Source organism: Bacteroides zhangwenhongii, from assembly GCF_009193325.2.
GTDB lineage: Bacteria > Bacteroidota > Bacteroidia > Bacteroidales > Bacteroidaceae > Bacteroides > Bacteroides zhangwenhongii.
Genome location: NZ_CP059857.1, coordinates 53041 through 76094, shown reverse-complemented (window position 1 = coordinate 76094; position 23054 = coordinate 53041). Strand labels below are relative to the sequence as shown.

At 43.4% G+C, this 23054-nt stretch carries 33 protein-coding genes and 3 pseudogenes; 20 read left to right on the top strand and 16 right to left on the bottom strand.

What is annotated here, in order from left to right:
* The first annotated feature begins 142 nt into the window (after positions 1-142).
* The 3 genes from GD630_RS21245 to GD630_RS21235 all read left to right on the top strand — a co-directional run bounded on the left by GD630_RS21245 (position 143) and on the right by GD630_RS21235 (position 2192).
* Positions 143-472, top strand: coding sequence for a hypothetical protein (locus GD630_RS21245; protein WP_007564632.1), 330 nt, complete (start codon positions 143-145; stop codon positions 470-472).
* A gap of 3 nt (positions 473-475) precedes the next feature.
* A complete protein-coding gene (locus tag GD630_RS21240; protein ID WP_007564633.1) occupies positions 476-1312 on the top strand; it encodes a virulence RhuM family protein in 837 nt (278 codons plus the stop codon).
* Positions 1313-1553: 241 nt separating this feature from the next.
* Complete coding sequence (locus GD630_RS21235; protein WP_007564634.1) at positions 1554-2192, top strand: recombinase family protein; 639 nt, start codon at positions 1554-1556, stop codon at positions 2190-2192.
* A gap of 274 nt (positions 2193-2466) precedes the next feature.
* On the opposite strand, the pseudogene GD630_RS21230 reads toward GD630_RS21235, so the two are convergent.
* The 4 genes and pseudogenes from GD630_RS21230 to GD630_RS21215 form a co-directional block, all read right to left on the bottom strand.
* Positions 2467-2958 (bottom strand): annotated as a pseudogene (locus GD630_RS21230) (sensor histidine kinase); the annotation flags it as partial.
* Positions 2959-3834 (bottom strand): radical SAM mobile pair protein B, encoded by an 876-nt coding sequence (locus tag GD630_RS21225; RefSeq protein WP_004329298.1) that lies wholly within the window; start codon positions 3832-3834, stop codon positions 2959-2961. It lies immediately after the preceding pseudogene.
* Positions 3831-4499, bottom strand: a complete 669-nt coding sequence (locus GD630_RS21220) for a radical SAM mobile pair protein A (protein WP_004329299.1) — start codon at positions 4497-4499, stop codon at positions 3831-3833. The genes GD630_RS21225 and GD630_RS21220 overlap by 4 nt, the downstream gene beginning before the upstream one ends.
* Positions 4496-5272: an MBL fold metallo-hydrolase gene (locus GD630_RS21215; RefSeq protein WP_004329300.1), complete on the bottom strand. Its 777-nt coding sequence runs from the start codon at positions 5270-5272 to the stop codon at positions 4496-4498. Before GD630_RS21215 ends, GD630_RS21220 begins: the two co-directional genes overlap by 4 nt.
* 130 nt (positions 5273-5402) lie before the next feature.
* Between GD630_RS21215 and GD630_RS21210 the strand changes: the two genes are divergently transcribed.
* On the top strand, positions 5403-6302 hold the full coding sequence (locus GD630_RS21210) for a helix-turn-helix domain-containing protein (protein WP_004329302.1): 900 nt from the start codon (positions 5403-5405) through the stop codon (positions 6300-6302).
* Positions 6303-6349: 47 nt separating this feature from the next.
* On the opposite strand, the gene GD630_RS21205 is transcribed toward GD630_RS21210, so the two are convergent.
* A complete protein-coding gene (locus GD630_RS21205; RefSeq protein WP_005775886.1) occupies positions 6350-6538 on the bottom strand; it encodes a hypothetical protein in 189 nt (62 codons plus the stop codon).
* 23 nt (positions 6539-6561) lie between these two features.
* Between GD630_RS21205 and GD630_RS21200 the strand changes: the two genes are divergently transcribed.
* Entirely contained in the window at positions 6562-7221 is a 660-nt protein-coding gene (locus GD630_RS21200) for a helix-turn-helix domain-containing protein (RefSeq protein ID WP_004329304.1), read from the top strand.
* Positions 7222-7242: 21 nt separating this feature from the next.
* On the opposite strand, the gene GD630_RS21195 is transcribed toward GD630_RS21200, so the two are convergent.
* From GD630_RS21195 to GD630_RS21185, 3 genes and pseudogenes are all read right to left on the bottom strand, one after another.
* The gene (locus tag GD630_RS21195) at positions 7243-8190 is read right to left on the bottom strand and encodes a relaxase/mobilization nuclease domain-containing protein (RefSeq protein ID WP_005868790.1); all 948 of its coding nucleotides are present in this window, start codon (positions 8188-8190) and stop codon (positions 7243-7245) included.
* The gene (locus tag GD630_RS21190) at positions 8187-8549 is read right to left on the bottom strand and encodes a MobC family plasmid mobilization relaxosome protein (protein WP_008782420.1); all 363 of its coding nucleotides are present in this window, start codon (positions 8547-8549) and stop codon (positions 8187-8189) included. The genes GD630_RS21195 and GD630_RS21190 overlap by 4 nt, the downstream gene beginning before the upstream one ends.
* Before the next feature lie 144 nt (positions 8550-8693).
* A pseudogene (locus GD630_RS21185) lies at positions 8694-9953 on the bottom strand (IS1380 family transposase); the annotation flags it as partial.
* Here GD630_RS21185 and GD630_RS21180 point away from each other — a divergent pair.
* The 5 genes from GD630_RS21180 (at position 9935) to GD630_RS21160 (ending at position 14362) form a co-directional block, all read left to right on the top strand.
* Entirely contained in the window at positions 9935-10108 is a 174-nt protein-coding gene (locus tag GD630_RS21180; protein WP_224201638.1) for a hypothetical protein, read from the top strand. The pseudogene GD630_RS21185 and the gene GD630_RS21180 overlap by 19 nt on opposite strands.
* A gap of 203 nt (positions 10109-10311) precedes the next feature.
* Complete coding sequence (locus GD630_RS21175; protein WP_005868786.1) at positions 10312-11520, top strand: hypothetical protein; 1209 nt, start codon at positions 10312-10314, stop codon at positions 11518-11520.
* An 881-nt stretch (positions 11521-12401) separates the two neighbouring features.
* The gene (locus GD630_RS21170) at positions 12402-13028 is read left to right on the top strand and encodes a JAB domain-containing protein (protein WP_005868785.1); all 627 of its coding nucleotides are present in this window, start codon (positions 12402-12404) and stop codon (positions 13026-13028) included.
* A 176-nt stretch (positions 13029-13204) separates the two neighbouring features.
* Positions 13205-13615, top strand: a complete 411-nt coding sequence (locus GD630_RS21165; RefSeq protein ID WP_005868783.1) for a hypothetical protein — start codon at positions 13205-13207, stop codon at positions 13613-13615.
* A 348-nt stretch (positions 13616-13963) separates the two neighbouring features.
* Positions 13964-14362, top strand: a complete 399-nt coding sequence (locus tag GD630_RS21160; RefSeq protein WP_005868782.1) for a hypothetical protein — start codon at positions 13964-13966, stop codon at positions 14360-14362.
* 112 nt (positions 14363-14474) lie between these two features.
* On the opposite strand, the gene GD630_RS21155 is transcribed toward GD630_RS21160, so the two are convergent.
* From GD630_RS21155 to GD630_RS21145, 3 genes and pseudogenes are all read right to left on the bottom strand, one after another.
* Positions 14475-15071 (bottom strand): recombinase family protein, encoded by a 597-nt coding sequence (locus GD630_RS21155; RefSeq protein ID WP_005868781.1) that lies wholly within the window; start codon positions 15069-15071, stop codon positions 14475-14477.
* A 41-nt stretch (positions 15072-15112) separates the two neighbouring features.
* Positions 15113-15442 (bottom strand): hypothetical protein, encoded by a 330-nt coding sequence (locus tag GD630_RS21150; RefSeq protein WP_005868780.1) that lies wholly within the window; start codon positions 15440-15442, stop codon positions 15113-15115.
* 16 nt (positions 15443-15458) lie between these two features.
* Positions 15459-16311, bottom strand: a pseudogene (locus GD630_RS21145) (virulence RhuM family protein).
* Between the two features lie 433 nt (positions 16312-16744).
* Here GD630_RS21145 and GD630_RS21140 point away from each other — a divergent pair.
* From GD630_RS21140 to GD630_RS21120, 5 genes are all read left to right on the top strand, one after another.
* Complete coding sequence (locus GD630_RS21140) at positions 16745-16993, top strand: AbrB/MazE/SpoVT family DNA-binding domain-containing protein (protein WP_005868778.1); 249 nt, start codon at positions 16745-16747, stop codon at positions 16991-16993.
* Complete coding sequence (locus tag GD630_RS21135) at positions 16987-17307, top strand: type II toxin-antitoxin system PemK/MazF family toxin (protein WP_005868777.1); 321 nt, start codon at positions 16987-16989, stop codon at positions 17305-17307. Before GD630_RS21140 ends, GD630_RS21135 begins: the two co-directional genes overlap by 7 nt.
* A 49-nt stretch (positions 17308-17356) precedes the next feature.
* Positions 17357-17755, top strand: coding sequence for a hypothetical protein (locus tag GD630_RS21130; protein ID WP_005868776.1), 399 nt, complete (start codon positions 17357-17359; stop codon positions 17753-17755).
* 99 nt (positions 17756-17854) lie between these two features.
* Positions 17855-18139 (top strand): HU family DNA-binding protein, encoded by a 285-nt coding sequence (locus GD630_RS21125; RefSeq protein WP_005868774.1) that lies wholly within the window; start codon positions 17855-17857, stop codon positions 18137-18139.
* Positions 18140-18151: 12 nt separating this feature from the next.
* Entirely contained in the window at positions 18152-18424 is a 273-nt protein-coding gene (locus GD630_RS21120; RefSeq protein WP_005868772.1) for a hypothetical protein, read from the top strand.
* Between the two features lie 61 nt (positions 18425-18485).
* On the opposite strand, the gene GD630_RS21115 is transcribed toward GD630_RS21120, so the two are convergent.
* The 4 genes from GD630_RS21115 to GD630_RS21640 form a co-directional block, all read right to left on the bottom strand.
* Positions 18486-18863: a hypothetical protein gene (locus tag GD630_RS21115; protein WP_005868770.1), complete on the bottom strand. Its 378-nt coding sequence runs from the start codon at positions 18861-18863 to the stop codon at positions 18486-18488.
* Positions 18864-18877: 14 nt separating this feature from the next.
* The gene (locus GD630_RS21110; protein ID WP_005868769.1) at positions 18878-19204 is read right to left on the bottom strand and encodes a hypothetical protein; all 327 of its coding nucleotides are present in this window, start codon (positions 19202-19204) and stop codon (positions 18878-18880) included.
* 45 nt (positions 19205-19249) lie between these two features.
* Positions 19250-19504 carry a hypothetical protein gene (locus tag GD630_RS21105; protein ID WP_005868768.1) on the bottom strand — a complete coding sequence of 85 codons (255 nt, stop codon included), beginning with the start codon at positions 19502-19504 and terminating at the stop codon, positions 19250-19252.
* 197 nt (positions 19505-19701) lie between these two features.
* The gene (locus tag GD630_RS21640) at positions 19702-19902 is read right to left on the bottom strand and encodes a hypothetical protein (protein ID WP_007564649.1); all 201 of its coding nucleotides are present in this window, start codon (positions 19900-19902) and stop codon (positions 19702-19704) included.
* A 410-nt stretch (positions 19903-20312) separates the two neighbouring features.
* On the opposite strand from GD630_RS21640, the gene GD630_RS21095 reads away from it, so the two are divergent.
* The 5 genes from GD630_RS21095 to GD630_RS21075 are packed head-to-tail and all read left to right on the top strand — an operon-like array spanning position 20313 to position 22559.
* The gene (locus tag GD630_RS21095) at positions 20313-20792 is read left to right on the top strand and encodes an LPD28 domain-containing protein (protein WP_005868767.1); all 480 of its coding nucleotides are present in this window, start codon (positions 20313-20315) and stop codon (positions 20790-20792) included.
* 56 nt (positions 20793-20848) lie between these two features.
* On the top strand, positions 20849-21112 hold the full coding sequence (locus tag GD630_RS21090) for a hypothetical protein (RefSeq protein WP_005868765.1): 264 nt from the start codon (positions 20849-20851) through the stop codon (positions 21110-21112).
* Positions 21113-21127: 15 nt separating this feature from the next.
* Positions 21128-21853, top strand: a complete 726-nt coding sequence (locus GD630_RS21085; RefSeq protein WP_005868764.1) for an N-6 DNA methylase — start codon at positions 21128-21130, stop codon at positions 21851-21853.
* Positions 21854-21882: 29 nt separating this feature from the next.
* Positions 21883-22206: a hypothetical protein gene (locus GD630_RS21080; protein WP_005868762.1), complete on the top strand. Its 324-nt coding sequence runs from the start codon at positions 21883-21885 to the stop codon at positions 22204-22206.
* A gap of 44 nt (positions 22207-22250) precedes the next feature.
* Complete coding sequence (locus GD630_RS21075) at positions 22251-22559, top strand: hypothetical protein (protein ID WP_224263218.1); 309 nt, start codon at positions 22251-22253, stop codon at positions 22557-22559.
* A gap of 212 nt (positions 22560-22771) precedes the next feature.
* Here GD630_RS21075 and GD630_RS21070 read toward each other — a convergent pair whose 3' ends face one another.
* A complete protein-coding gene (locus GD630_RS21070) occupies positions 22772-22972 on the bottom strand; it encodes a hypothetical protein (protein WP_008782408.1) in 201 nt (66 codons plus the stop codon).
* Positions 22973-23054 lie beyond the last annotated feature (82 nt).

Sequence of the window (23054 nt, the reverse complement as noted above, 5' to 3'; positions counted from 1 at the left end):
TTCGGTACGTTTTGTTTCTGTACCGGAATTAATCAAAGATTAGAATAACCATAAATGTTTTTATACGTTAATCATACGTATGTATATATGTATATATTTGTTTTTGAGTATCTTTGTGTGCTATAAATAAAAAATAAAAGACATGAGCACTTATTCGTATAAAAATCCGAAGTTTATAAATTCCCCTAAAGGGATGGTTGAAGTTGTAGAAGTGATTTATGACGGCAAAGATGATCCGGCCTATTCACTGGCTATTATTAAATGGGAAAATACCTATAAATTAGGTATTCGTTGGAACATCGCTTATAGTGAATGGGACGATTACCGCAAACAGAACGGGCAAGATGAATGTATAGGTAATCCACAGTCGAGAGGTATTCCCACCTGGTTTGTTTTGCCCGATGATATGATGTTTAGTGAGAAGTTCAGCGGTGCGATGCAGAGGCTTGATGAATTAAGAAAAGGTAAATAAGTAATGGAACAGGGAGAAATCATATTATACCAGCCGGATGAAGCGGTCAAGTTGGAAGTGAGGCTGGAAGATGAAACCGTTTGGCTGACACAGGCGCAAATTGTGGATCTTTTTCAATCCAGCAAAGCAAATATAAGCGAGCATATAAAAAACATATATGATCAGAAAGAATTAGAGGAAAGTTCAACTGTTCGGGATTTCCGAACAGTTCGACAGGAAGGCAAACGGCAAGTGATGCGCAATCTGACTTATTACAATTTGGATGCGATCATATCCATTGGGTTTCGTGTCAATAGTAAAAGAGGTATTTTATTTAGGCAATGGGCGAATAAGGTTTTAAAGGACTATCTTTTAAAAGGGTATTCCATTAATAAACGTTTGTCAGAACTTGAAAGGACTGTCGCTCAACATACCGAGAAGATAGATTTTTTTGTGCGTACTGCCTTGCCCCCGGTCGAAGGCATTTTTTATAACGGCCAGATTTTCGATGCGTACAAGTTCGCTACCGATCTGGTAAAGTCGGCCAGGCGTTCGATCGTGCTTATCGACAACTATGTGGACGAAACGGTCTTGCTCATGTTGAGTAAACGCAGCGTCGGTGTCTCGGCCACCATTTACACCCAGCGTATCACGCAGCAACTCCAACTTGATCTTGACAGGCATAACAGCCAGTACCCACCTATCGACATCAGGACGTACCGGGACAGTCACGACCGTTTCCTGATCGTTGATGAAACGGACGTGTACCATATCGGAGCCTCGTTAAAGGATCTGGGGAAAAAGATGTTCGCTTTCTCAAAGCTGGATATTCCGGCGGCTGTGATTACTGACCTGTTATAATATCCTTTGTCTTATGAATGGGCTGTCGCAAAAGAAAAACCCGTTCTTGATGAACGGGTATATCCTTGACTTGGTTACGTGTTTTGATAACAGAGGCTTTACCAAGCATTACAATGCAAAGATAGTAATTATAGGTTAATTAGCGAATTTCTTTTTTGGATAGATCCGGAAATAATGCCTCCTTGAAAGAGGTGGATAAGGTGATTAAAACAATAGATAAGGAAGAACAAAAGCAAAAGGGATGAATGTGGTTATTTATTCACGTGTAAGCTCGCAGTCGGCCAGGCAATCGACCGAACGGCAGGTTGTCGATCTGGAGAGGTTCGCAGCCGGACGGGGGTACGAGGTGACGGCGGTCTTTGAGGAAAAGATAAGCGGACGAAAGGCCAATATCGAACGCCCGGTTTTAAGCCGTTGCCTGGAATACTGCACAGATCCGCAGAACCGGGTGGATATGTTGTTGCTGACCGAGATCTCACGCCTGGGGCGTTCAACCCTGGAGATCCTAAAGTCACTCGATACGCTGCACACGCATAAAATATGCGTGTATATTCAAAACCTGAACCTGGAAACGTTACGGCCGGACAAGACGGTAAACCCCTTGTCCTCTCTGATCACTACCCTGTTGGGGGAACTGGCCGCGATCGAACGCCAGGGGATCATCGACCGCCTTAATAGCGGACGGGAGTTGTACATCCAGAAAGGGGGCAGGCTGGGACGGAAGCCGGGAAGCCGGAAAACGGCCGAACAGAGGAAAGAGGAATACCGGGAGGCGATCGCCTTGTTAAAGAAAGGCTACTCGATCCGGAACGTGGCGAAGCTCACGGGAAAGGCCGTTTCGACGATACAACAAGTAAAAAAAGACTTCATTAGTAGCTGATTATCGGAACAAATATTGTATTTTTGCAACAAATACGAGTAAATGCACATAATTAAAAACGAGTATTTACACGTGTCTAAAAACGAGTATTTGCACGAAAATAATCAGAATCTAAATAAAAACGGTTATGGCAACAATGGCGGAGAAAATGGCGGCTTCACTGGAGGAATTAAGAAAGCTCCAGGAGAAAGACCGCTGTGTCGTCCTGCAAGGGACGGCCGAGATAGGGAGGACGCATTTAACCCGGCTGTTGGATAACGGCTGGTTGCAGGAAGCCTAATCCGAAGCCGTCTTTTGCGGCGGCATTTGAAAGACGTTCAAATGCACCGAATACTCGTTGTTGCTCATCTTCGGTCATGCCCGTACCGGTATCTTCAACGATAAGTTTCAGCAAACCGTTATCATAATCCGCTGCCAATGATACACTACCGTTATCCGTGAACTTGATGGCGTTTGACAACAAGTTGTTGCCGATTTGCAGGATACGTTCCTTGTCGGTCAAAACCACCGCATCGGTGTGGCTCTCCACTATCAAAGTCAGCCCCTTGTTCATGGCAATGGGCATGAACTCCGTTTCAAGAATATGCGTGATTGCGGAAATCCTGCAAGGGGAAAGGTTGGGTTGCTCCTTGCCGTTGTCCAGACGGAAGAAATCCAGCAGCGTGTTGAGCATCTCCCGCATACGCTCGGAAGATTGCCGGATATTATCCACATACATGGTGCTTTTATCCGCGCTACAACTTTTCTGCATCAGTCCGGCATAGCCTCATTTTGTCAATCGTATTTTTTCGTGGTAGAAGTAGTTTACGATGACAGGTTTGCCTTTTTCCGAGCGTCCGTATGGCAGATCGTTTATACGATACGGGAAGCCCTGCTCCTTGGCGTAATTTGAAATGTCCTGCTCCAATGCCTGCCAGTATTCAAGCCTTTTTTTATTGTAAATTTCCTCGTAAAGCGGTATGAGGTCAGGATACTTCTCACGGATATACGTCATTATCCCGCCTTTGAACTGCCCGCGTAAATTCAGGTTTTCAAGCCAGATTAAATCAGCATAATCTTTTACCTCCTCTATTATTGCCTTTACGTCTGTTATTCTGGGGAATATGGGCGAGACGAAGCATACGGTGCGGATACCTGCCTCGTATGTCTGACGCATCGCTTTCAGACGGCGTTCAATGCTTACGGCGTTGTCCATATCTGCGCAGAACTGCTCGTCGAGCGTATTGACAGACCATGACACAGTCACTTTGGGAAAACTCTTCAACAGGTCGAGATCGCGAAGGACAAGATCGGACTTTGTGCATATCATAATCTCGGCATCGCTTCCTCGCAGCTCTTCGAGCAGCCTTCGGGTACGGTGGAATTCTTCTTCATACGGATTGTAACCGTCCGTCACAGACCCTATTACAACACGTTCACCGTCGTATTTATGAGGATTCGTTATCGGCTTCCAGTTTTTTACATCTAAAAACGTACCCCACGGCTCGGTGTGCCCGGTGAACCGTTTCATGAACGATGCGTAGCAATACCTGCAGGCGTGGGGACACCCTACATAAGGGTTGACCGAATATCCTCCCACCGGCAGAGAGGATTTGGTCATTACACTCTTTACATCTATTTCCTTTATTGTATCCATATTCATTGTATTCGTCTGGTAAATTGTTCCGGCAATTCCTGAATCATTCTTTCGTCGCCCATAATCGGCAGCAAATCCTCTTTCATGAACACCGGTATGCCATGAGCCTTTGCCTGTTCTGCAATGCTAAGCACCCATTCGGGGCGCGAATATGACTTTCCTTTTCGGTTTCCGGTCTCTGTGCCTATGACAATCCAGTCAATTCCCTCGAAATCAATCTCGCCGATATCATCGAAGAGAGGTTCAAACGTGACATGGTAGTGTCGTGCTTTGATATTCTTTTTCAAATCATCAATCCTCCTTTTCTCGGAACTGCGCGTAACGGTCACGCCCATCCATACGTTCTCGTCGTCAGAGGAGAAACTGATTTTGTCAGGGCGCTTCGTCAGAAAGATATAGGCGTGCTGGGGATTGCTGCTGATCCGCTCGAAAATTTCTGCGTTCCATTCAGGCTTCCAATCGGAGAAATCGCTCATTCCTGTCATGAGCCACACATGAGGACGGGACGTATCGATGATGCGCAGTTTTCGTTCCATGTATTCAGGCACGGAAAAGTCGTCGGTAATGTGGAAACGGCGGCAGTTGTTACGGGCATAGCAGTAAGGGCATCCTATAGTGCACCCTACCACTATGTTCATGTTTTTTATCAGGGATTTAATGCAGACACTCATAACACAACTGTTTCTCCGTCCTCCGGGATAATCAGCCGGCTCATGTCGGCTTCGTGATGCGTTGCCTCATTGCGCAGAATTGCACGGGTGGTCTGGCAATGGTCGATGGCATCCATGTGTACGGCTATCAGCTTGATATGCGAAGGCAATTCGTCAAGTATCTGCATCACTTCGTTCTCGTCGGGGATGATAGGACCGTCCGTTTTGGAAAATTCGGGAAAGATTGCACCTCCGGAGTTTACCACGATATAGTCAGGATTGAACCGTTCCACGGTGTCTCGGATACATGCTTCCCATCGGCAGTCACCCATTATATAAACGGTCGGGAAGCCCTCGGCTTTTAGCACATAACCTGATACAGGTCCCATCATCTGCCCGATCTGCCCGAAACCATGATGTCCGGTCGTGCGGTAAATGGATATGCCGTCTATTGTTTTTATTTCTTCGATGGGTATCACATTTGTAAATCCGTCGTTTCTGATGGCGTCCGCGTCCTGGGGCTGAACGTAGAAAGGAATTTCTTTGGGCAAATGTGTGGGGACACTCGGCTCGTAATGGTCGATGTGATTGTGGGTCAGGAGCACCATGTCCACGCCTCCGATAATATCCTGAATAGGAATGGTGAGGTGTACCCTCGGTGTTTTATTCACACCGAGGGCCGATATCAAAGTGCCTTTGTCGGCTAAAACGGGGTCAATTAGCATGGTGTGTCCCGCATACCTGATTTTCAAGGTGGCATTGCGCACCAATTGTACTGTAGATGTCTTTTTCATGACTATATGTCTTGTTATTGATTACGGGTGCAAAGTTCGGAAGAATCCGGCGAAACATCTATGCCTGAAAAAACGGTAATTATGCCATTTTGATAAATGAAATTATTATCTTTGCAAAAACGACAAGGATATGGACGAGATAATCAACCCTGATCGACTGGTCAGCGTACCGTTCAACAAGACACGTTGCGGCGTGGATTTTTACATCAATACTGCCATAAACAAGGACATCGGACTTGTGCTGACAGAAAACAAGCGGTTTAAGACAGACTTCTTCAGCTTCTACTTTTTCCGTAAGGCAAACGGATATTTGCTACTGAACTTCCGCAAGATTGAACTGCGCGACGGCATGGTTCTCCTGCTTTCACCCCATCAGCAACAAGAGTGGCATGTAGATGAGACGGCGTTGGATTACACGTTCCTTATATTCCGCGAAGATTTCATGCGTACTTTTATCGCCGACAAGTTCTTCGTTTTTCGCCTTTTGTATTGTTACCAGACAGATACGCCGCCTTACATCAATGCCACACATGACGAAATGAAGGAATATATGCGGCTGCTCGGAAAGATTAAGTATGAGCTGATGAATCCAGTGTCCGATACGTACAATATCATTGTTTCCTTACTATATTATCTTTTGCTGATTATCAATCGTACATACGCTGCCGCCTATTGCTTGCCCGCTGAAATTGCTAAAAACAATTTCGCTTTTCGGTTCAAGGACTTGTTGGAACAGAATATCCGCACCCACCAGCGGGTGCAGGAATATGCAGACATGCTTCATGTCAGTCGCATCACACTCAATAACTCAGTAAAAGCCCAATTCGGAGTATCAGCTACCCATTTGATAAAACAACGTCTGCTTGAGGAACTGAAGAACGAATTGCTATTCTCCAACCGCACTGTCAGTGAAATGGCGGATGATTTCAATTTCTCTGATCCGAGCCATCTCATGCGCTTCTTCAAACAGCAAACAGGCAAAACATTTACTCAGTACATGACGGATTACAATAAAGGCATATACGAATAACTTCTTAATATAGTCGATAGCGGCTATCGAAATATGGTTGTTGATGTTCAGGCGTTTTTGTACTGCATGAACCATTTTACGATTTCTGGATCTTCGTGCGAGCCGAGTAAGAAAGGCTTGTCGGTATCCAGCGTCTTTATCCGTGCCATGTCGTCGGCCGACAGGGTGAAGTCTAATATGTCGAGATTCTGCTTCATGCGTTCCGGTTTCACAGACTTAGGAATAATTATGCACACTGATATTTATCGCGCCCGGACAGGTGTTCGGTGCGGAAGATGACGGCATGCAGTTCCAACCAGATGGCTACCTGCTTATGTTCCATCCCGACCTGCTGCGGAATACACCTCTCGGGCGGATAATGCGTGAATATTCGTTCTTTTCCTACGAGACAAACGAGGCATTGCACCTTAGTGTGGAAGAACGGCAAATCATCATGGATTGCTTCCACAAGATTCAATATGAATTGAACCATCCGATACACCGTCACAGCAAGAACCTCATCACAGACAGCATCAAGACGTTCCTTGATTACTGCACACGTTTCTATGACCGTCAGTTCATCACACGCGACAACCAAAACCGAGACATCCTCGCAAGATTTGAGCGGTTGCTTGACGAATACTTCCATGATGGGGCTGCTAAACGGATAGGCTTGCCCACTGTACAGTATTGTGCAGACAAGCTCTGCCTCTCGCCCAACTATTTCAGTGATTTATTGAAAAAAGAAACAGGTTCAACCGCCCTGCATTTCATTCATGACAAGTCTATTGAAATAGCCAAGACGGAACTTGCATCTACAGACGACACCGTTAATGAAATCGCCTATAATCTCGGTTTTCAGTACCCGCAACATTTTACCCGACTGTTCAAGAAAGAGGTAGGTTACACTCCGAATGAATATAGAGCGCAAGTGTCGTGAGAATTGGATTAGTACAGAATATTAGAACCCAACACCTCTCTTGCGCTTAACTTTCTTCCTTCTGCGAAGTATATCCACCATTTCCTGATTGGCTTCCGCATCAGCAGTGTTATAAGATGAGCCACTGCTTTTTAGCAATCCCCAAGAGCCGTTGAACAACTCGCTTTGTGCCGTGCCGGACGGTGCGCTTGGTGTAGCCGTTTCATATATTCCGGCTGTTATTCCCATACGTTCCCTGCATCTGTTGTGCTGCAAAGCCGCGTCAATCTTGGAATAACTGAAACGCCTGTCCACTTTGGAGCCGTTGAAATGGTAGCCATTCATGGAGAATACAACACCCTGCACCTCGCTGGTCTGCCCCTTATGCTTGAAATGTACTTCCACTCCCTGCCGTTTCAGGTTGGCGATAAGCACGTTCCAGTTGCCGCATCTGCCGACTTCCATTTTGATGATGTCGTAAAGCGCATATTTCGTCCTGTCTGGCTCTTTCAGGCGGTTGCGTTTGACATTGTCCTTTCCGCCAGCCATATGCAAGCCGTATTTCAAGGTCAATTCCTTGCAGATGCGGGTACTGCGCAGACGCTCGTGCCTGTCCGATATGGTATTGCCGTTGTTGTCTATGCGGTTGAAAGCAATATGCACGTGCGGATGCTCCTTGTCGAAATGCTGGGCGATGAAGAACTGCGTATTCTTGATTCCCATCCGTTCCATATATTCAAGCGCGATGCCTGCCATGATACGGTTCGTCAGCCGTAACTCATCCTCTTTGGAAAAACTCAACGCGATATGTCCGACAGGTTTTGTCACCTTATCGTTCATCCGTGACTGGGCATTGAAACTCATGGCGATAGTTTCCAGATTTTCCATAAACAAGCCTTCGCTTGCTACTATCTGCGTATCCTTCTTCTTGTCGATGATGTAATCCACCGCACCCTTGAAGTCGCTTCCTTTTACGATTTTCGCCATCATATCCCTATCTTGGTTATAAGTTCATGAATCCTTGCCACTGCCACCTTGCAGTCCCACCGTTCATCGTGGAAGCCTCCGGCGTTTGCCTTACGCGCAAGCTGGTTGAGATTGTTAGCCATGCCGCAGAGTTGGCGGATGTATCCGGCATGTTCCTCCGACAGCCGTTCTTTCACATGACCGTTACGGAAACATTCCCTCATGTACTCGCTTGGTGATACGCCCGCCTCATGCGATCGTGTCAGCAGGCGGAAGTAGTCGGCTGCCGTCATTTTCACTGCGATACGGTATTTCAGTTTCTCGGTTGCTGTTAATTCTTTGTATTTTCTTACCTGCCTCAAATCCGCAACTAAGCCCTTCAACGTCCTTCTTGCGTGTACACGTCCTCTCATTACTGAATTATCAGATAAATTGAGGCAGAAACACCCACTTCTGCCTACAACATCCCCTTACCCCACAATGCGACTTGAGACAATACGCAGTATCATACCCATAAGTTGTAGGCGTTATCCAAAATCAGTCTGAAAAATATCTGCGTAAGCATTGTTACAGGTATAGATATTCAGCACATACCGCCTTGATGTCCTGATCCACTTGGCTGGTACAGAGATAAACCTGAAGACAAACGCTTTTATGCGACTTGTTGCATTGAGTCCGAACCTCTTTACGTCAAGTCTTTGGATAATGGCCTTGTAGAAGTTACGGATAAGTGCTGTAAGAAGAAGGAACACAGTGTTCTCGGCCATGAAGGATTTGGGCAATCTGTCCCACCCGAAACCATTGTTCATATCATCAAAGATACGTTCCTTTCCTCCACGAAGGTTATAGAACTCGACAATTTCTCTTACGGAAGATTCATAGTCGTTAGTCAGGATACAACGGTATGTGTATTCTCCTTCCCAAAGATCCTGCACACCATCCATCCGTTTCTGTCTTTGAATCACAAGTCGGTATGCTTTACCCTTCCACTTCTCAACAAGGATAGAGTTCAATTCAAACTCAATGCCATTGATTTCCTCAGTCTTCCAGCCTCTGAGAGCAAATATGTCATTGTAGAGCGAACTGCAGCGGTTAGTGCGGATATAGAAGGACTTGCAGTGTTTCTCTATTTCCTCCACGATTTCCTCGGAACATGATCCGCAATCAGCTCTGAAACGATTGATAGTGAGCCTGTTCTGTTCAAATCTCTCAAAGAACCTCTTCAGCGTGTCCTTCTGATGAAAACGAAGGTTTTCGTTAAGCCAGATGAGCAGAGCTAAGTTTACTTAAGCTCTGCCATGGCGAGAAAACGTGCCATGAAATGGAACTTTTGTGTTACCATCGCTATTCTCAATGCCAACAATCAAGTCACCAATAACCGCCACGCCAGGGCGATAACCAGAGAACTTCTTGTATGTAGGCTTTGCATCATACTTCTCACCCTCTTTCAGTTGGTCAGATGCAAACATACAATTGAGCAGTAAAGTATTGAGAGTGTCAGCCGTGTTGAAATCGTAGTTCTTACCCGTATCTGATGTGTATGAGATGTTTTCTTGCGTCAGTTCCTTTATCGCTCTGAGGATAGTATCAGAACTACAAGTATGAAGTGTCGGATGAAGCGAGAGATGGTTCATCAAATGAGTAGTGACATCCTCAATACATGAGCCACCACAGAAGTAGATACTCATGAGAGAACGGATGATTTCGCTGTACTGATAACCTAACGATCTACACCTTAGACCGAGGGTTGAGTCGATTACAGATGACAATGTGGAGTCAAATTGCTCATCAGGTAGGGCGGAAGGATTTCGAGGAATTTGGACGACGCATAGGGTTGGGCAATAAATTGATAAAGCGTGAGCTTGATGAGTTTGTCAAAGAGAAACCATTGGTGCAAGTATTGATAGACCGTTCCTTTTTATCGGAAGAACTGAAAAAGTAATATAGGATGTCTATGGGGTACAGGTGTAAGATGCTTTCTTTCTGATGAAGGGCGGATAAAGCATTCTTCAGGAAAGTACTTCTCCTTTTCCCATACCGGTCATACCGTTAAAACTGATTGATAATTATGACGCGTATGTTGGCCGGTATGCCTATCTTTGTGGCAATGAAAACAGAGAAAGGATTGATTTTGTAAGTATTATCATGGCAAAAGAACTGATTCGTGTCCCTAGGGTGCTTGGGGAAAGCTATAATTCCGTGCTGATTGAACGGTTGTATGAGGCAGGTGGAAATGTCATGCTCGATCTGATCATATACCTGGGCAGCTATCACCTCAAAGACTTGTTCGGGACTTCCTGGTTCTCCGTAGAAGACTTCTGCCGTAAGATGGGGTATGACCGTACCAACTTGCAGCGCAAGCTGGATAGCCGGCAGCTCGCGGCCATGTTCGGAAAGAATATGCAGCCGGAATATGTATGTACCGACACGGCAGGACAGAGAATCAGCCATCCTATCGAGACGGTTTTTGAGGCGGCTCTCTATAAACTGGGATTGGAGAACCTCTGCTATCCGACCATTGGCGAGGATGGCCGTACATCCTATAATTTCGTGCAGATCTTGAAACGTTTCGACATAATGACCGATTTCAAGACGAAGAAGTCAACGAAAAGGCTGTACTCGGCAGTGGTAAGCCCGGAGATAAAGAATTTCATGTTCTCGCTCTATAACCTCTTGGAACTTCAGGATTACCGTAGCCTGCCCAGCCGTTACCGCTATTTCTATCTGGAACTTTCCAAGATGGTTTACCTGATCAAGTATAAGACCACCAAGAATGAGGCTCCTTTTTATGTGCTGACAGTCGATCAGCTGGCTAAAAAGCTCGGCATAGAGATTGCCGAACCCAAAGACCGGAAAAAGAAGGTCGCCTCGATACTGAAAAAGATGAATACTTACCTGAAATATACCAATTTCAATTTCTCTTTTGTGAAAGGCGATCATGAGAGATGGGCATATACCGTGTTGTTCTCGTTTCCTAGGCATACGCTGCACTATTTTGATGAAGGACAATATGCTGTCGTGGTGAAGAAATTCTATAAGAACCTGCTTGGGCTGTATGTCGAGATTGCCTACCCGGACACGGATATGGCTGTCAGGAGGAAGAAGATCAAAGAGGTGGAGGAAGATGCCGGACTGTATAAAGAGTTCCTTTTATGGGCAAACTCCCCGGAAAGCGTAGAAAAGAAGAAACAGATATATATCAGTGATTTCGTGGCTGTATTCGGCAGGTTTCCGGAAGGATGGGCACAGGAAGAGTTGGAGAGTGCCAATGGAACGGAAGTTGCTCCTGCTCCTGAAGAGTTCATATCTCCGGAGACGGACGGGGCGGTGAACATGGACGATCCAGCTGTGTAGAACCGTCCACGTTTCACGGTTTTTTATAGAATTAGTTGTGTAGAAGTGTCCCTATTGGGGTGATTAGATGTGTGGAGTCATCCGCTTTGCCTGTTTTAGTTGTGTAGAAGTGTCCCGTTTGTTGCTTCTAGTTGTGTAGAACCGTCCACTCCTTTTGCTTTAGTTGTGTAAAAGCGTCCGGTTTCACTTGTCAGCTGTGTAAAACCGTCCACCCGTTAATGAAGGGAATAGGTAATCCCTGTTTTTTTTATATGTCGGTATATCAGTGAAATAAAAGAGAGAAATTTTTAAATAAAAGGTATCGGCTGTGTAAAACCATCCACCAAAATACATAATAAAGACCTAAACTCCTAACCCCTTTAAATATCCCCAAAGCGATAACATAGAAATGACTGGGAAAATAAATTTTCCCTTCACATGCCCTATACGTACTTTCGGAAAAAGATTTTTCGGAAGTATGTGTTGATTTTCACGTTTTTTTATATGATTGGAAGGCGGTTCTGTTCATCTTCTGTATCCGAATTAGTTTTTCAGGGCGTTCCCTTCTGACCGGGCTATTCGTTGCAAGTCCTCGTTACCCTCCAGGCTTTTCCCTGCTATCCCTAACGCTCTACGCTCCGGCTATGCCGGAAGAGAGGTATGATGATTTTTTCCTGAACTGATAGGAACATTGCGAAGGTAGGCGTGGCCGGAACGCCCGATATTGAAAAGCCAAATCTCCATCCTCCCATTCCGGGAGGTAGTATTTACCAGTTCAATCCCGTTCTGATCCGTCTTTCCCGCTTTCTCTTCAATGCACTGTTCCCAATCAGTTGAGGAAAAATTTATGGTTGGGGCGACAAGCGATGTTTGCGAGTATTAATCTTTTAATTTTTGGCAGTATGAAAACGAAGAGAACCGTATTTGAAGTGAATGACGTTTATCGGGTGATGGAAAACAGCGAGTTGATTTATACCTTGACGAACAGTGAGAAACTGAAACGTGAAGAATATAAGTATGAACAGATGGAAATAGAAGGATTGTGCTTGTCTGATGTACTGGAAACACTAACACCCAGCCGTAAAAAAGTCGCTTATGCGGCGATTGAGCTATATAAACGGCTGAAAGAAGGGCAAGTTGAAAGTCCTGCGCTTTTATCCAGCAATAATGTTTATAAAATGATGCATCCTGTTTTGTGCGATATAGCTACTGAAGAGATGTGGGTGCTGTTGCTGAACAGTTCGTCCAAACTCATCCGTAAAGTCCGTATCTCATGCGGCGGGATAAATACCGCCCCTGTGGATATACGGGTTATCATGAAGCAGGCATTGTATTATAACGCCGTATCTTTTATCATGGTACATAACCACCCATCAGGAGCACGCAAGCCCAGCAGTGCGGATGACCGCTTGACGGAAGCAGTTAAAAAAGCCGCTGAAACATTAGACATCCGTTTGGTTGACCATGTGATTGTGGCAGGCAATAACTATTATAGCTATGCGGACGAGGGAAGATTGCAAAATAGGTAAGGTGGACGGGAGAAATCCCGTCTGCCCGGGATTTCGGCTTCGGGGTTCTTTTTTGGCAGTCACCCCAAAAAAGAACCAAAAAAATGCTTCCCGGACTATCGGATGCGACATCGTAAAATACGCAAAGACGTGGCTTTTCAGAATAAATACATATCTTCGCGCCAAAGGTGATCGGAATGAATGTATTTTCTACTTTTGATACAGGCGTTATGGTGGCTCTCTTACTGGGCATTGAGTTTCTTAGAAGTGATATCCGAACGATTCTCTATTGTAAAAGGAATGATCCCAGGATTCTTAAGAGTTGCTTATATACGCTGCTTATATTATTGACCAGCCTTTATTCTATTGTGGCCGGAGCCATGCTTCATCCGGAACCCGTACCTGTTTATGAGTTGATACCCGGTTTTCAATATGGGGTTTATGGCTTTTCTTTTTCGTTTATATTGCTCGCTGTTGCATGTCTTTATCGTAAAACATTACCTTTTGTCCTTTTGGGCTACGCTATGATATATGTGATCGGTGTATTGATACCACTACTTAGGTATGTAGTGTCTATGATGGATTATTTCACTCGCACAAGGGTATAGCAGGTTAATTTCTTGATTGTATCGGATTGCCCTTTCTGTGGGCTGCCTCCCCCGGCTTCTTTCCTCCGATCCGAGTCCGGCTTTTTGCTCGGCAAAGGTTTCGGGATTCCGCAAATGGCAAGTTACGGCCATGCGCCTTTACTGTATGGAAAATAACGATGAAGAAGTGTCTTCCCGACATTTTCCATAAGTGAAACTTGGCTTATTGCTTGCAATCCAGACCTTGATATGCCGAAAAAAGGCTCAGAACTCAGATGGGGAATGACATCAAAAAAAAGGTCGGCTGACCAAAGACCTTCCCGATACAAAAAATGAAAAGGTCTTGAATCTAGCTGAAGAATAAATCAGATGTTCAACTTAAATAATGCTAATATGGAAAATTTGATTACACAAATCAACAAAGAGAGATTGGTTAATAGCGACACAGCTCTTATGATGAAGGAATTATACTATTACGTGCCTTGTGAGTATTGGTATGACAAACAGGATAGGCTACGCACCGATATTGAGGGAAGGAATACCCCGATGTATATGTGCGAGTGCCCGACACTGGCAGCATGTATCCAATGGATGATACAGACTCGTGAATATACGTTTCAAACAGAACAAAACGTGGCGGTCTGGCATGTGGTTGTGAGGGCTGGAGATTATGTGTTGTATGACTCCGAAAGTAATGCGGACGCTTTTTGTTGTTTGGAAGAAGCATTGGAAAAAGCGGTACAGGAGTGCATGGAGTTATTGTATTAAAATTAAAAAAAATCAGTCCCCGTGAAGGGGACTTTCCTATAATCTTGCTGAGAGGTGGAATTGCAGACGATCTTTGAGAATCATCTTTGAAGGATGGGCAGAGGTTTATTCGTTATTTGTTATTTTTGTTCTCGGATTTCAGCGCAATTCCATTCCTTCTTAATAGGCGATATACTGTTCCGCTACTGCCTATGTTTAATATTTTCTGTATCTCCCTTACCGGCGTTCCGGATTCATAGAGTTGGATGCAGCTTTTCTGCTTGGCGATGTTGTTTTTGTTGATAAGTGTCTTTCTGCCGAATTTGACACCTTTTTCCTTGGCGATTCTTCTGCCTTCTTGGGTTCTCTCATAGATAAGGTCTCTTTCAAACTGAGCGAAAGCACCGAGAATGTTGTTCATCAGTTGGCCGATTGCGCCTTCCGTACTGATGTTGTCTTGCAGTGAGGTGAATTGGATGCCCCTATTCTTGAAATCTTCCAATAGCGTAAGGATATTCTTCAGCGAACGGCCAAGCCGGTCCAGCTTATATACGACAAGTGTGTCGCCTTCCCGGAGAAAGCTCAGGCAGGCATCCAGTTCCGGGCGGTTTTGTTGACGTCCGGTCATTTTCTCAGAGAAGATTTTCTCGCATCCGGCAGCCTTCAACGCTTCCAGTTGCATATCCAGATGTTGTTCCTTGGTGGAAACACGGGCATATCCTATTTTCATCCTGTTTTCGTATTTAAATGTGTAATGAAGGTTTTAATTCTTCACTTTTTCAAATATGAAGACATTAATTCTTCATATTCCTCACGGCTGTATTGGTTGAACCCCTTTTGCTTCATTGCCAAAAGAAGCCTTTCCAGTTCTCCGATAGTCACTACCTGTTTGCCGATAACGGTAAATTGTTCCCATTCTCCCTTTTCGTTGAGCAGGTATTCCCGGTGTGCAAAACAGTAAAGAGAACCATCGATGTCATTCCGTTTCTGCCATTGACGCAGGTGCTTCAAACTGGTGAAATCACGGGTGACAGTACGTGGAATGGGAACCAATACGTCAATTTCCATCTTGAATTTTATATTCTCTTCCGCTTCTCGCATGGGTGATTAGCTTATTTCATAATACATCAATTATCGTATGGGCAGGAAGTTCCAGTTTGGAGAAAGCAAACATTTTCTTGCCCAAATCCTTTAGCGATGCCCCAATATGATATACTTCCGTATTATCAATGATTAAGAAGCGGTCATGACTACTTTTGTAGGTTCTAGCTTCAATGGGAGGATATTGGTCATTGTGTTTGTTTAAATCAAGTTGGAGCTGTGCGTTTATTTTGTGTATAAATAGTAGCTGATACTCCACTGTTTCGTTTGCTCAACATGAGTAACACGGATTCATCTACATAGTTGTCGATAAGCACAAGTGAGCATTTGGCAGACTTTATTAAATCTGTAGCAAACTTATACGCATCGAATATCTGACCGTCAAAGAATATACCTTCCACCGGAGGCAATGAGGTGCGTACAAAGAAGTCTATCTTTGCATCATGTTCAGCAATGGTTTTCTCTATTTGGAAGAATCTATTGTTCATTCTATATTCCATGTCATTGAGCCGTTGGTTTATAGAATAACCTTTCAATAAATATTCTTTTAAAATTTTATTTGCCCATTGCCTGAATTGCGTACCTCTTACGCTTTTAACTCTGTATCCAACTGAAATTATTACGTCTAGACTAAAGAACTTGACAGGCTTATCGGAATTAGCAATGTGCAAAAAATGCACATTGCTTTTCTCTTCCAATTCCTTTTCCTTAAAAACATTATTTATATGTTTGGTAATAACGGTTCTGTCACGTTGAAAAAGTTCTGCTATCTGCGCTTGTGTGAGCCAAACGGTTTCATCTTCTAAACGTACTTCCAACCTTACAGCTTCATCCGGTTGGTATAGTATGATTTCTCCTTGCTTCTCCATTATATGTTTCGCTTTTATTATATTGTTGCAAATGTACGAAAAAGAAACGTTATAAAGTCTGTTTTTTCCGTAAGTATTACCTTAAAAATTTGTTCCCTTTTTATTTTAATAAAACAGAAACATTCTGCTGTTTTAAAAATCAGTTATCTGTTTGCTATTCATAGTTAGGGTATCAAATAACTAAAATTCAAATGGAAACGCAAATCTATATTTTATGCAGATTTGTTTGTTAGAAGCGGAGAAAAGGACACAAGACATGATAAGAATCATAGGTCGGGGAGCGCCGCACGGCAAGGGGGGCACTAGCCTCCCGACGAGTGCAGCCGTTGGCCGGGTTATCGGTGAAAATGGAAAAAAGTTGGCTTTTCTTTTGGTATTGTTATAACTTTGTCTATATTTGTGTTGTGATAATCAATTTTAAAGTTATAACATTATGGTAACAAACATTATTCAGATTGGAAACAGCAAGGGGATAATACTTCCTTCCGAGATATTGAAACAGTTGCGTTTGTCCTTGAAATCGGCTGTGAGCATTTCTTTGGACGGGAACAATATTGTGATAAAGGCACAACCACGGCAGGGATGGGCGGAAGCTGCCAAACGTGCCCATGAGAATGGGGATGATGAGTTGCTTATCCCTGATGTGTTTGAGGATGAAAAGTTTGAGGATTGGACATGGTAGAACAGTATGGAGTGTATTGGGTAGAGTTAGACCCTACCCGTGGGGGTGAAATGGCAAAGACACGGCCATGTGTTGTTGTAACTCCTTCAGATTTGAATATGTACCTTACAATAGTAGTCATTGCTCCGATAACCTCCACCATAAGGAACTATCCTTACCGGGTTCTGTGTTCTGTAGCCGGGCGTGATGGGGAGATAGCCACGGATCAGATTCGCACGGTGGACAAAAGCCGGCTGAAAAGAAAGATTGGAGATTTGAATTTCAGTGAGATAAAAAGACTGAAGGAAGTGTTTCATCAAATGTTCTGTGAATAATGGAAAGTGTGCAAATAACAGGTTATGTAGCGTATTCAAAAAAGATATTATGAAGCCAACTACTTATATTAATTGGGACGGTCTGAAAGACATTCCATTCTTCTACTGCGATACAAAGGAAGATGAAGAAAACAAGGATTTCGACATCTATTACCAGGGCAAGCTGGTGTTGCATGACTACAACCATTGCGGACACTACCTTTACACTGCTGCGCTGCTGTTCAGTAAAATCAGAAACATTACAGCCGACTGGGTGAACCTGCATAACCTTTGGATTCTGCGTGATTGCGTGCGCGAGAATTACAATCACGGCATAGGAGTGGACGACCTTATTTTCGGAGAGAATTTCGATGGCAAGAACCTCGATACACTCACACCGCTTACCAAGAAACGCTTTGATTATTTGTGTAAGCGGATTAAGGAACTTGACCCATACGCAACAATTTAACACTTCATTGGGCGAAGGCAGGGCTTGCTGCGGATGCCAGACTTTAAATAATCCATTGGATTAATTATCTTTGCACGCTAATTTTCAAATTATAAAGAAATGACTAAATCGGAAATCGTAAAGGAAATATCTGCCAGAACCGGCATCGACGGCAAAGCGGTGCTTGCTGTTTTGGAAGGATTCATGAACGAGGTAAAGACTTCGTTGGGTAAGGAGGAAAATGTCTATCTTCGTGGATTCGGTAGTTTCATAGTGAAGAAGAGAGCGCAAAAGACAGCTCGGAATATCTCTAAGAATACTACTATGATTATTCCGGCTCATAACATACCGGCATTTAAACCGTCTGACGAATTTTTGAAAATGGTAAAACAACAGAACGCATAATAGGTAAACACAATGAAAGATCAGTTACGATTATTGAGAGACTGTATCAATAATGATCGTCCGGCAGTTGTCTTTCAGGGAGACGATTTTTGCGCTCCTGAGATTTTGGAAGCAGCAAAAGAAATTTATCGTAAACATGGTTGTTCCGAAGAATTTCTTTTTGACTGGCAGCTGCTTATCAATGAGGTGAAGGCTTACCAGTTAGAAAGTCCGGCAACTGTCAAATTGCCGAAACTCTCCCCGACAGAAACGGAACTGGTGCGGGAAGAGATGACTAAACGCTAAAAAATATTCTCGTTTAATACGCACCTTTTATTCTTCAGGCAGCGTATTGAACGGGATGGGATTAAAATGTTGGCGAACCTGCTTTTTTCGAAAGTTCCTGCCAATAGTTGAAGTCACTCGGTGAAAGATGCTCTTGCATCCAGTCACGCATACCAATATCGTTTCTTTCGTTCACATATCTCGTAAACGGAATCATTGTCTTACATGCTTCAAATCCAAGCATTCTCATATGGCGTGAAATGTTGGGAGGAAGACCTTCCAACCACTCTTTATAATACATTATCAATCTGTTTTCTTGGATTGGAACCGCTTGTTGGTGGTAAATATAGCTGGCGTTTCCGATTCTAATATCTCTGGCCTTATTTTCCCGTTCTTCTTCAGGTAGCCGACTTAAATATTCAGCTTGTGCTATTCTGCATTTGGAGTTTGGATGTTCCATGGTATTTTATATAATTAAGACTCTTCAATGATACGGTTCATCAAATCACATATTTTTTGGCAGCTATGACGGTCTGCGCAAGCAGGATAGGGGCATTTCTCAAAGGATGCCTGATTATCCGTAACTATGAAACCTCCGGAACGACGTACATAACTTACCGGATGAAAATAAATATCTTCCTTTTTCGGCCTATAAGTACATAGTCTTATAAGGCTGTTCAGCTCTTTGCAAATTTGCTCACATTTTTCTTTGGGATAATGTGGCAAATCACTGAATGCTTCGTAGGGGACAAAGGCAAATGCTTTGTCATCCCACATGACAGGTGTGTAATTCTGTACCATTTGTTATTTGGAATAAGGATGGCTGGCAGATTCCGTATTTCTGTATCAGTTAGGTAATCCGTCACTATTTAAGTGCGCCTGGGCAAACTCCCGGAGGTTCGTTTCGGCAATGCACTTTTCATAAATCTCATCCAATACTTCTTGCATATTTTCTACTTTATTGAATTTTAAGGGGCTGCCGTTTGTTGCGGCTTGCCTTTCCAGTTGTTCGATGATACTGGGAAATATCCCACGCAATAAACCGACGGTAGCTACGGCTGTAGCTGGTTCTACCTCTATTGTAATCTTTTTCTTTTCCATATCGTTGTATTATGTTATCAAAAGTAATAATTATTAGGATATTGGTAAGCATTTCTTCTGAAAAACTTTTTAAAGATATTGTTTTAAGATGACATACTGTGTTTTTGCGTTCACGCAGTATTCTTTCCCACCCTCCCCTTCATCGGAATGACTGTTCTCATTTCCGGTTTACCCGTAGTCATCCGCTATGCGGCTGATTATGGGCAAACCAGAAAAGAGAAGTTCCAAACGTGGGCGGGATTGCAATGGTCATCATCCGGAGCTTCGGCATTGCCGAAACAACCTCCTTCTTCCGTATTGCAGCCCCGTCCTTTTACCGTTTGTCCCGGCAGTCCGTTGCTAACCCGTTCCCCCCTGCCACTTGTGGCAGGGAGATAGGAATACGGTTTTGCAGGCAAAACCGTATGGCTTGTTTTACTTTCCGTACTGCCCTTTTCCTAGTTTTCTGCCTCCCTTAATGTGCGTTTTTCATAGCCCCATCTGAGACCCTTTGTTTTTGAACGGCAAATTTATTTCGGTGGATGGATACGAAAGAGTTCCGGTCTTCGCCCTTTGTCCCGAAAAAAATAACGCCGGACGGCTTCGCTGTCCCCAACATTTTTTGTCGTCCAAAACTTTTCTTAATCCCTCCTTCCTTATTGTTGTGTGCCGTAAAAAAAAGGCTCATAAACTCAGATGGGGCATGAAAGCTCAAAAAAAAAGTCGGCAGAAAGAAAAGGCCATCCCGGAAAGGGGTTTTAAAAAAAGGTCTTTAAATCTAGCTGAAGCATAAAATTAGAAGTTTAACAATCCCAAAAAACAACGAGTTATGTCACGAGTACACTATTTAGAAGGAGATTATGAACAGTTAGTTATTAATGAAACGATAGACGGTCTTTTTTCCAGTTATCGTATAGACCGCAATTCATTGCCAAAAGGATTTTTCCTTTATGAGATTAGATGGGATGACAGCTTATCTTCATTGGCAGAGATTAGCCCCTCTGTGGTGGTGAATCATGCAGGTTCATTCATTACAAAGTCACCCCTTGAATTTGATGCAAACAATAGCATACGGATAACCTATACCAATTTTATCGAGTTCTGCCAGTTTGGTGAGTGGGCTTATGAGAAACTGGCTGTATTGGATTGTAATTCCGGTAATGTTGCGGTGATAAGCCCAGACAGGAGATTGCAGACCACTGAAGAGATTGAGATTTTTTTGAGTGGGCATTGTGGCTATCATCTGAGTGAGATTAATTGGATGGTGATGAAAGGCGATGTGCTGTTTTTGAACGAGAACGATTTTTAATGAGTATAACCGTAACTGCCTCTTGGAATGGGGCAATTACATAAAATATTATAAGTATGAAGTGGATAGATAAGATGGTAGAACGCATTACCCGAAAAGAAACTGCTTTAAATGACCACTTTTGTGTAAATCGGCATACGGTTGTATGTCAGAGTGGTATGACTGATTATGTTTCTGTAACGATTGATAATACCGATGGTTTTGATTTCGATTTTTGGACAAAACAACTTTGTTTTGAGAAGGACTGTAAATATCGCTCGGAGATAAAAGCGGCTTTTGATAAAATCTATGGCACAAGGAATATAGAATGTTGTGAATAATGAAGTCAGAAAAGTATGATACCAAAGGAGATAATGAAACTTTATGAAAAGCTTGCTTTCAGTCGGGGATATGAAGAAGCCTTTCGGGATTTTTTGGATGTTTGTCTTTACTATTTGTCTGTCGGGATGTTGGCGGAGGATTATCGTAGAGTGGAAAAAAGATATAAGCCATATGAAATGGAACTTTTTGTTCAAATGTTTTATAGGGTGTCTGAATATTCGGAAGGATTTTGCGATGTCTTGGGAGATATGTTCATGGAGTGTGTCAGTCATGGGAATAACGGACAGTTCTTTACCCCGATACACGTTGCTGATTTGATGGCATGTATGGGGGGAAATAGGCTGAAACCTAAACAGTCGGTCTGTGATTCGTGCTGTGGTTCCGGCAGGATGCTACTTTCCGCTGTAAAAAAATGTGCGGAAGAGAATGATGGAGGAAGGCTTTTTTGTTATGGCTCGGATATAGATTTGATTTGTGTAAAGATGACCGTTGTCAATCTGATGATGAATAGCGTACCCGGTGAAGTCGCATGGATGAATACATTGACAATGCAGCATTGGAGAAGTTATCATATAGATTTACAGCTGATAGCCGGAGTATGGTTGCCTATTTTAAAGATAACGGAAGCAGGTGACACTTCTTTTATTAGGAAACTTGAAAATGCAATGGAGGATAATTCTGAATTGAAGAGGTCGATTCAGAGCAACGCAAGGGCTACGCAGCTGACTTTTGATTTTTGACAAGATAAATATGTAAAAAGGATTTTGGTATGAAAGCAATAAGAACAAAAGAGGTGAATGAGAACGTCAAAGCGGCGAACAGTTGTTTGCGTAAAGCGAAATGGCAGGCTAAGGAATTGGCTGTTTTTACAGGTGAAGTAGTGCGTCTGATGGATAAGGAAGGGCATTCTCTACAAGGGTTCTTTAATCGGGTGGAGTTTGTTCTGGTGGACGGCACTATTAAATTCCGTGTAGTTATAAATCCTATTCTTGAATGTGAGAACTGTATAATGGCTTCTTGCCATGAAGACTATCTTTATGAGGTGGTCTCGGTGGAAAAGTTTACCTATAAAAATTATAGGTATCATTTGTAATGATATTGTATTTTAATGATTATAAACTGATTTATATTATAACAATGATGGGCAAAATTAATAATATTCCCGTTTTGAATGAAGATGTTATTCGTTTGGTTGTACTCAATGAGGAAATTATTGGGTATATCTATCCACGAAGGACTTCTTATGTGGTGGCATTGGAGATAAAGCCGGGACGTACTACCTCTTTGGCTACATCTGTCAATAAACAATGCATGGTTTTGTTGAGTGATAAGGTTCGTTTGGCCACGGAACAGGATTTCGATGATTTTCATATATGCTTTGATGGTTTCAGAAATAACACTATGTATTGTTATAATCAGGGAACGGAACCTATATACCTTCAATGAAGCACATTCTCCCTTCTTTTGGATTAGGGAAGGGAGGGTATTTTGCTGTCCGCTACTTTTTGGCAAGCACCCCAAAAAAGTAGCAAAAAACGCTTGGAGTTACTGGTAATCCCATTAATTTGCGTTCACGCAGTATTCTTTCCCACCCTCCCCTTCATCGGAATGACTGTTCTCATTCCCGGTTTACCCGTAATCATCCGCTATGCGGCTGATTATGGGTAAACCGGAAAAGAGAAGTTCCAAACGTGGGCGGGATTGCAATGGTCATCATCCGGAGCTTCGGCATTGCCGAAACAACCTCCTTCTTCCGTATTGCAGTCCCTTCCTTTTACCGTTTGTCCCGGCAGTCCGTTGCTAACCCGTTCCCCCCTGTCACTTGTGGCAGGGAGATAGGAGTATGGTTTTGCTTGCAAAACCGTATGGCTTGTTTTACTTTCCGTACTGCCCTTTTCCTTGTTTTCTGCCTCCCCTAATGTGCTTTTTTCATAGCTCCAT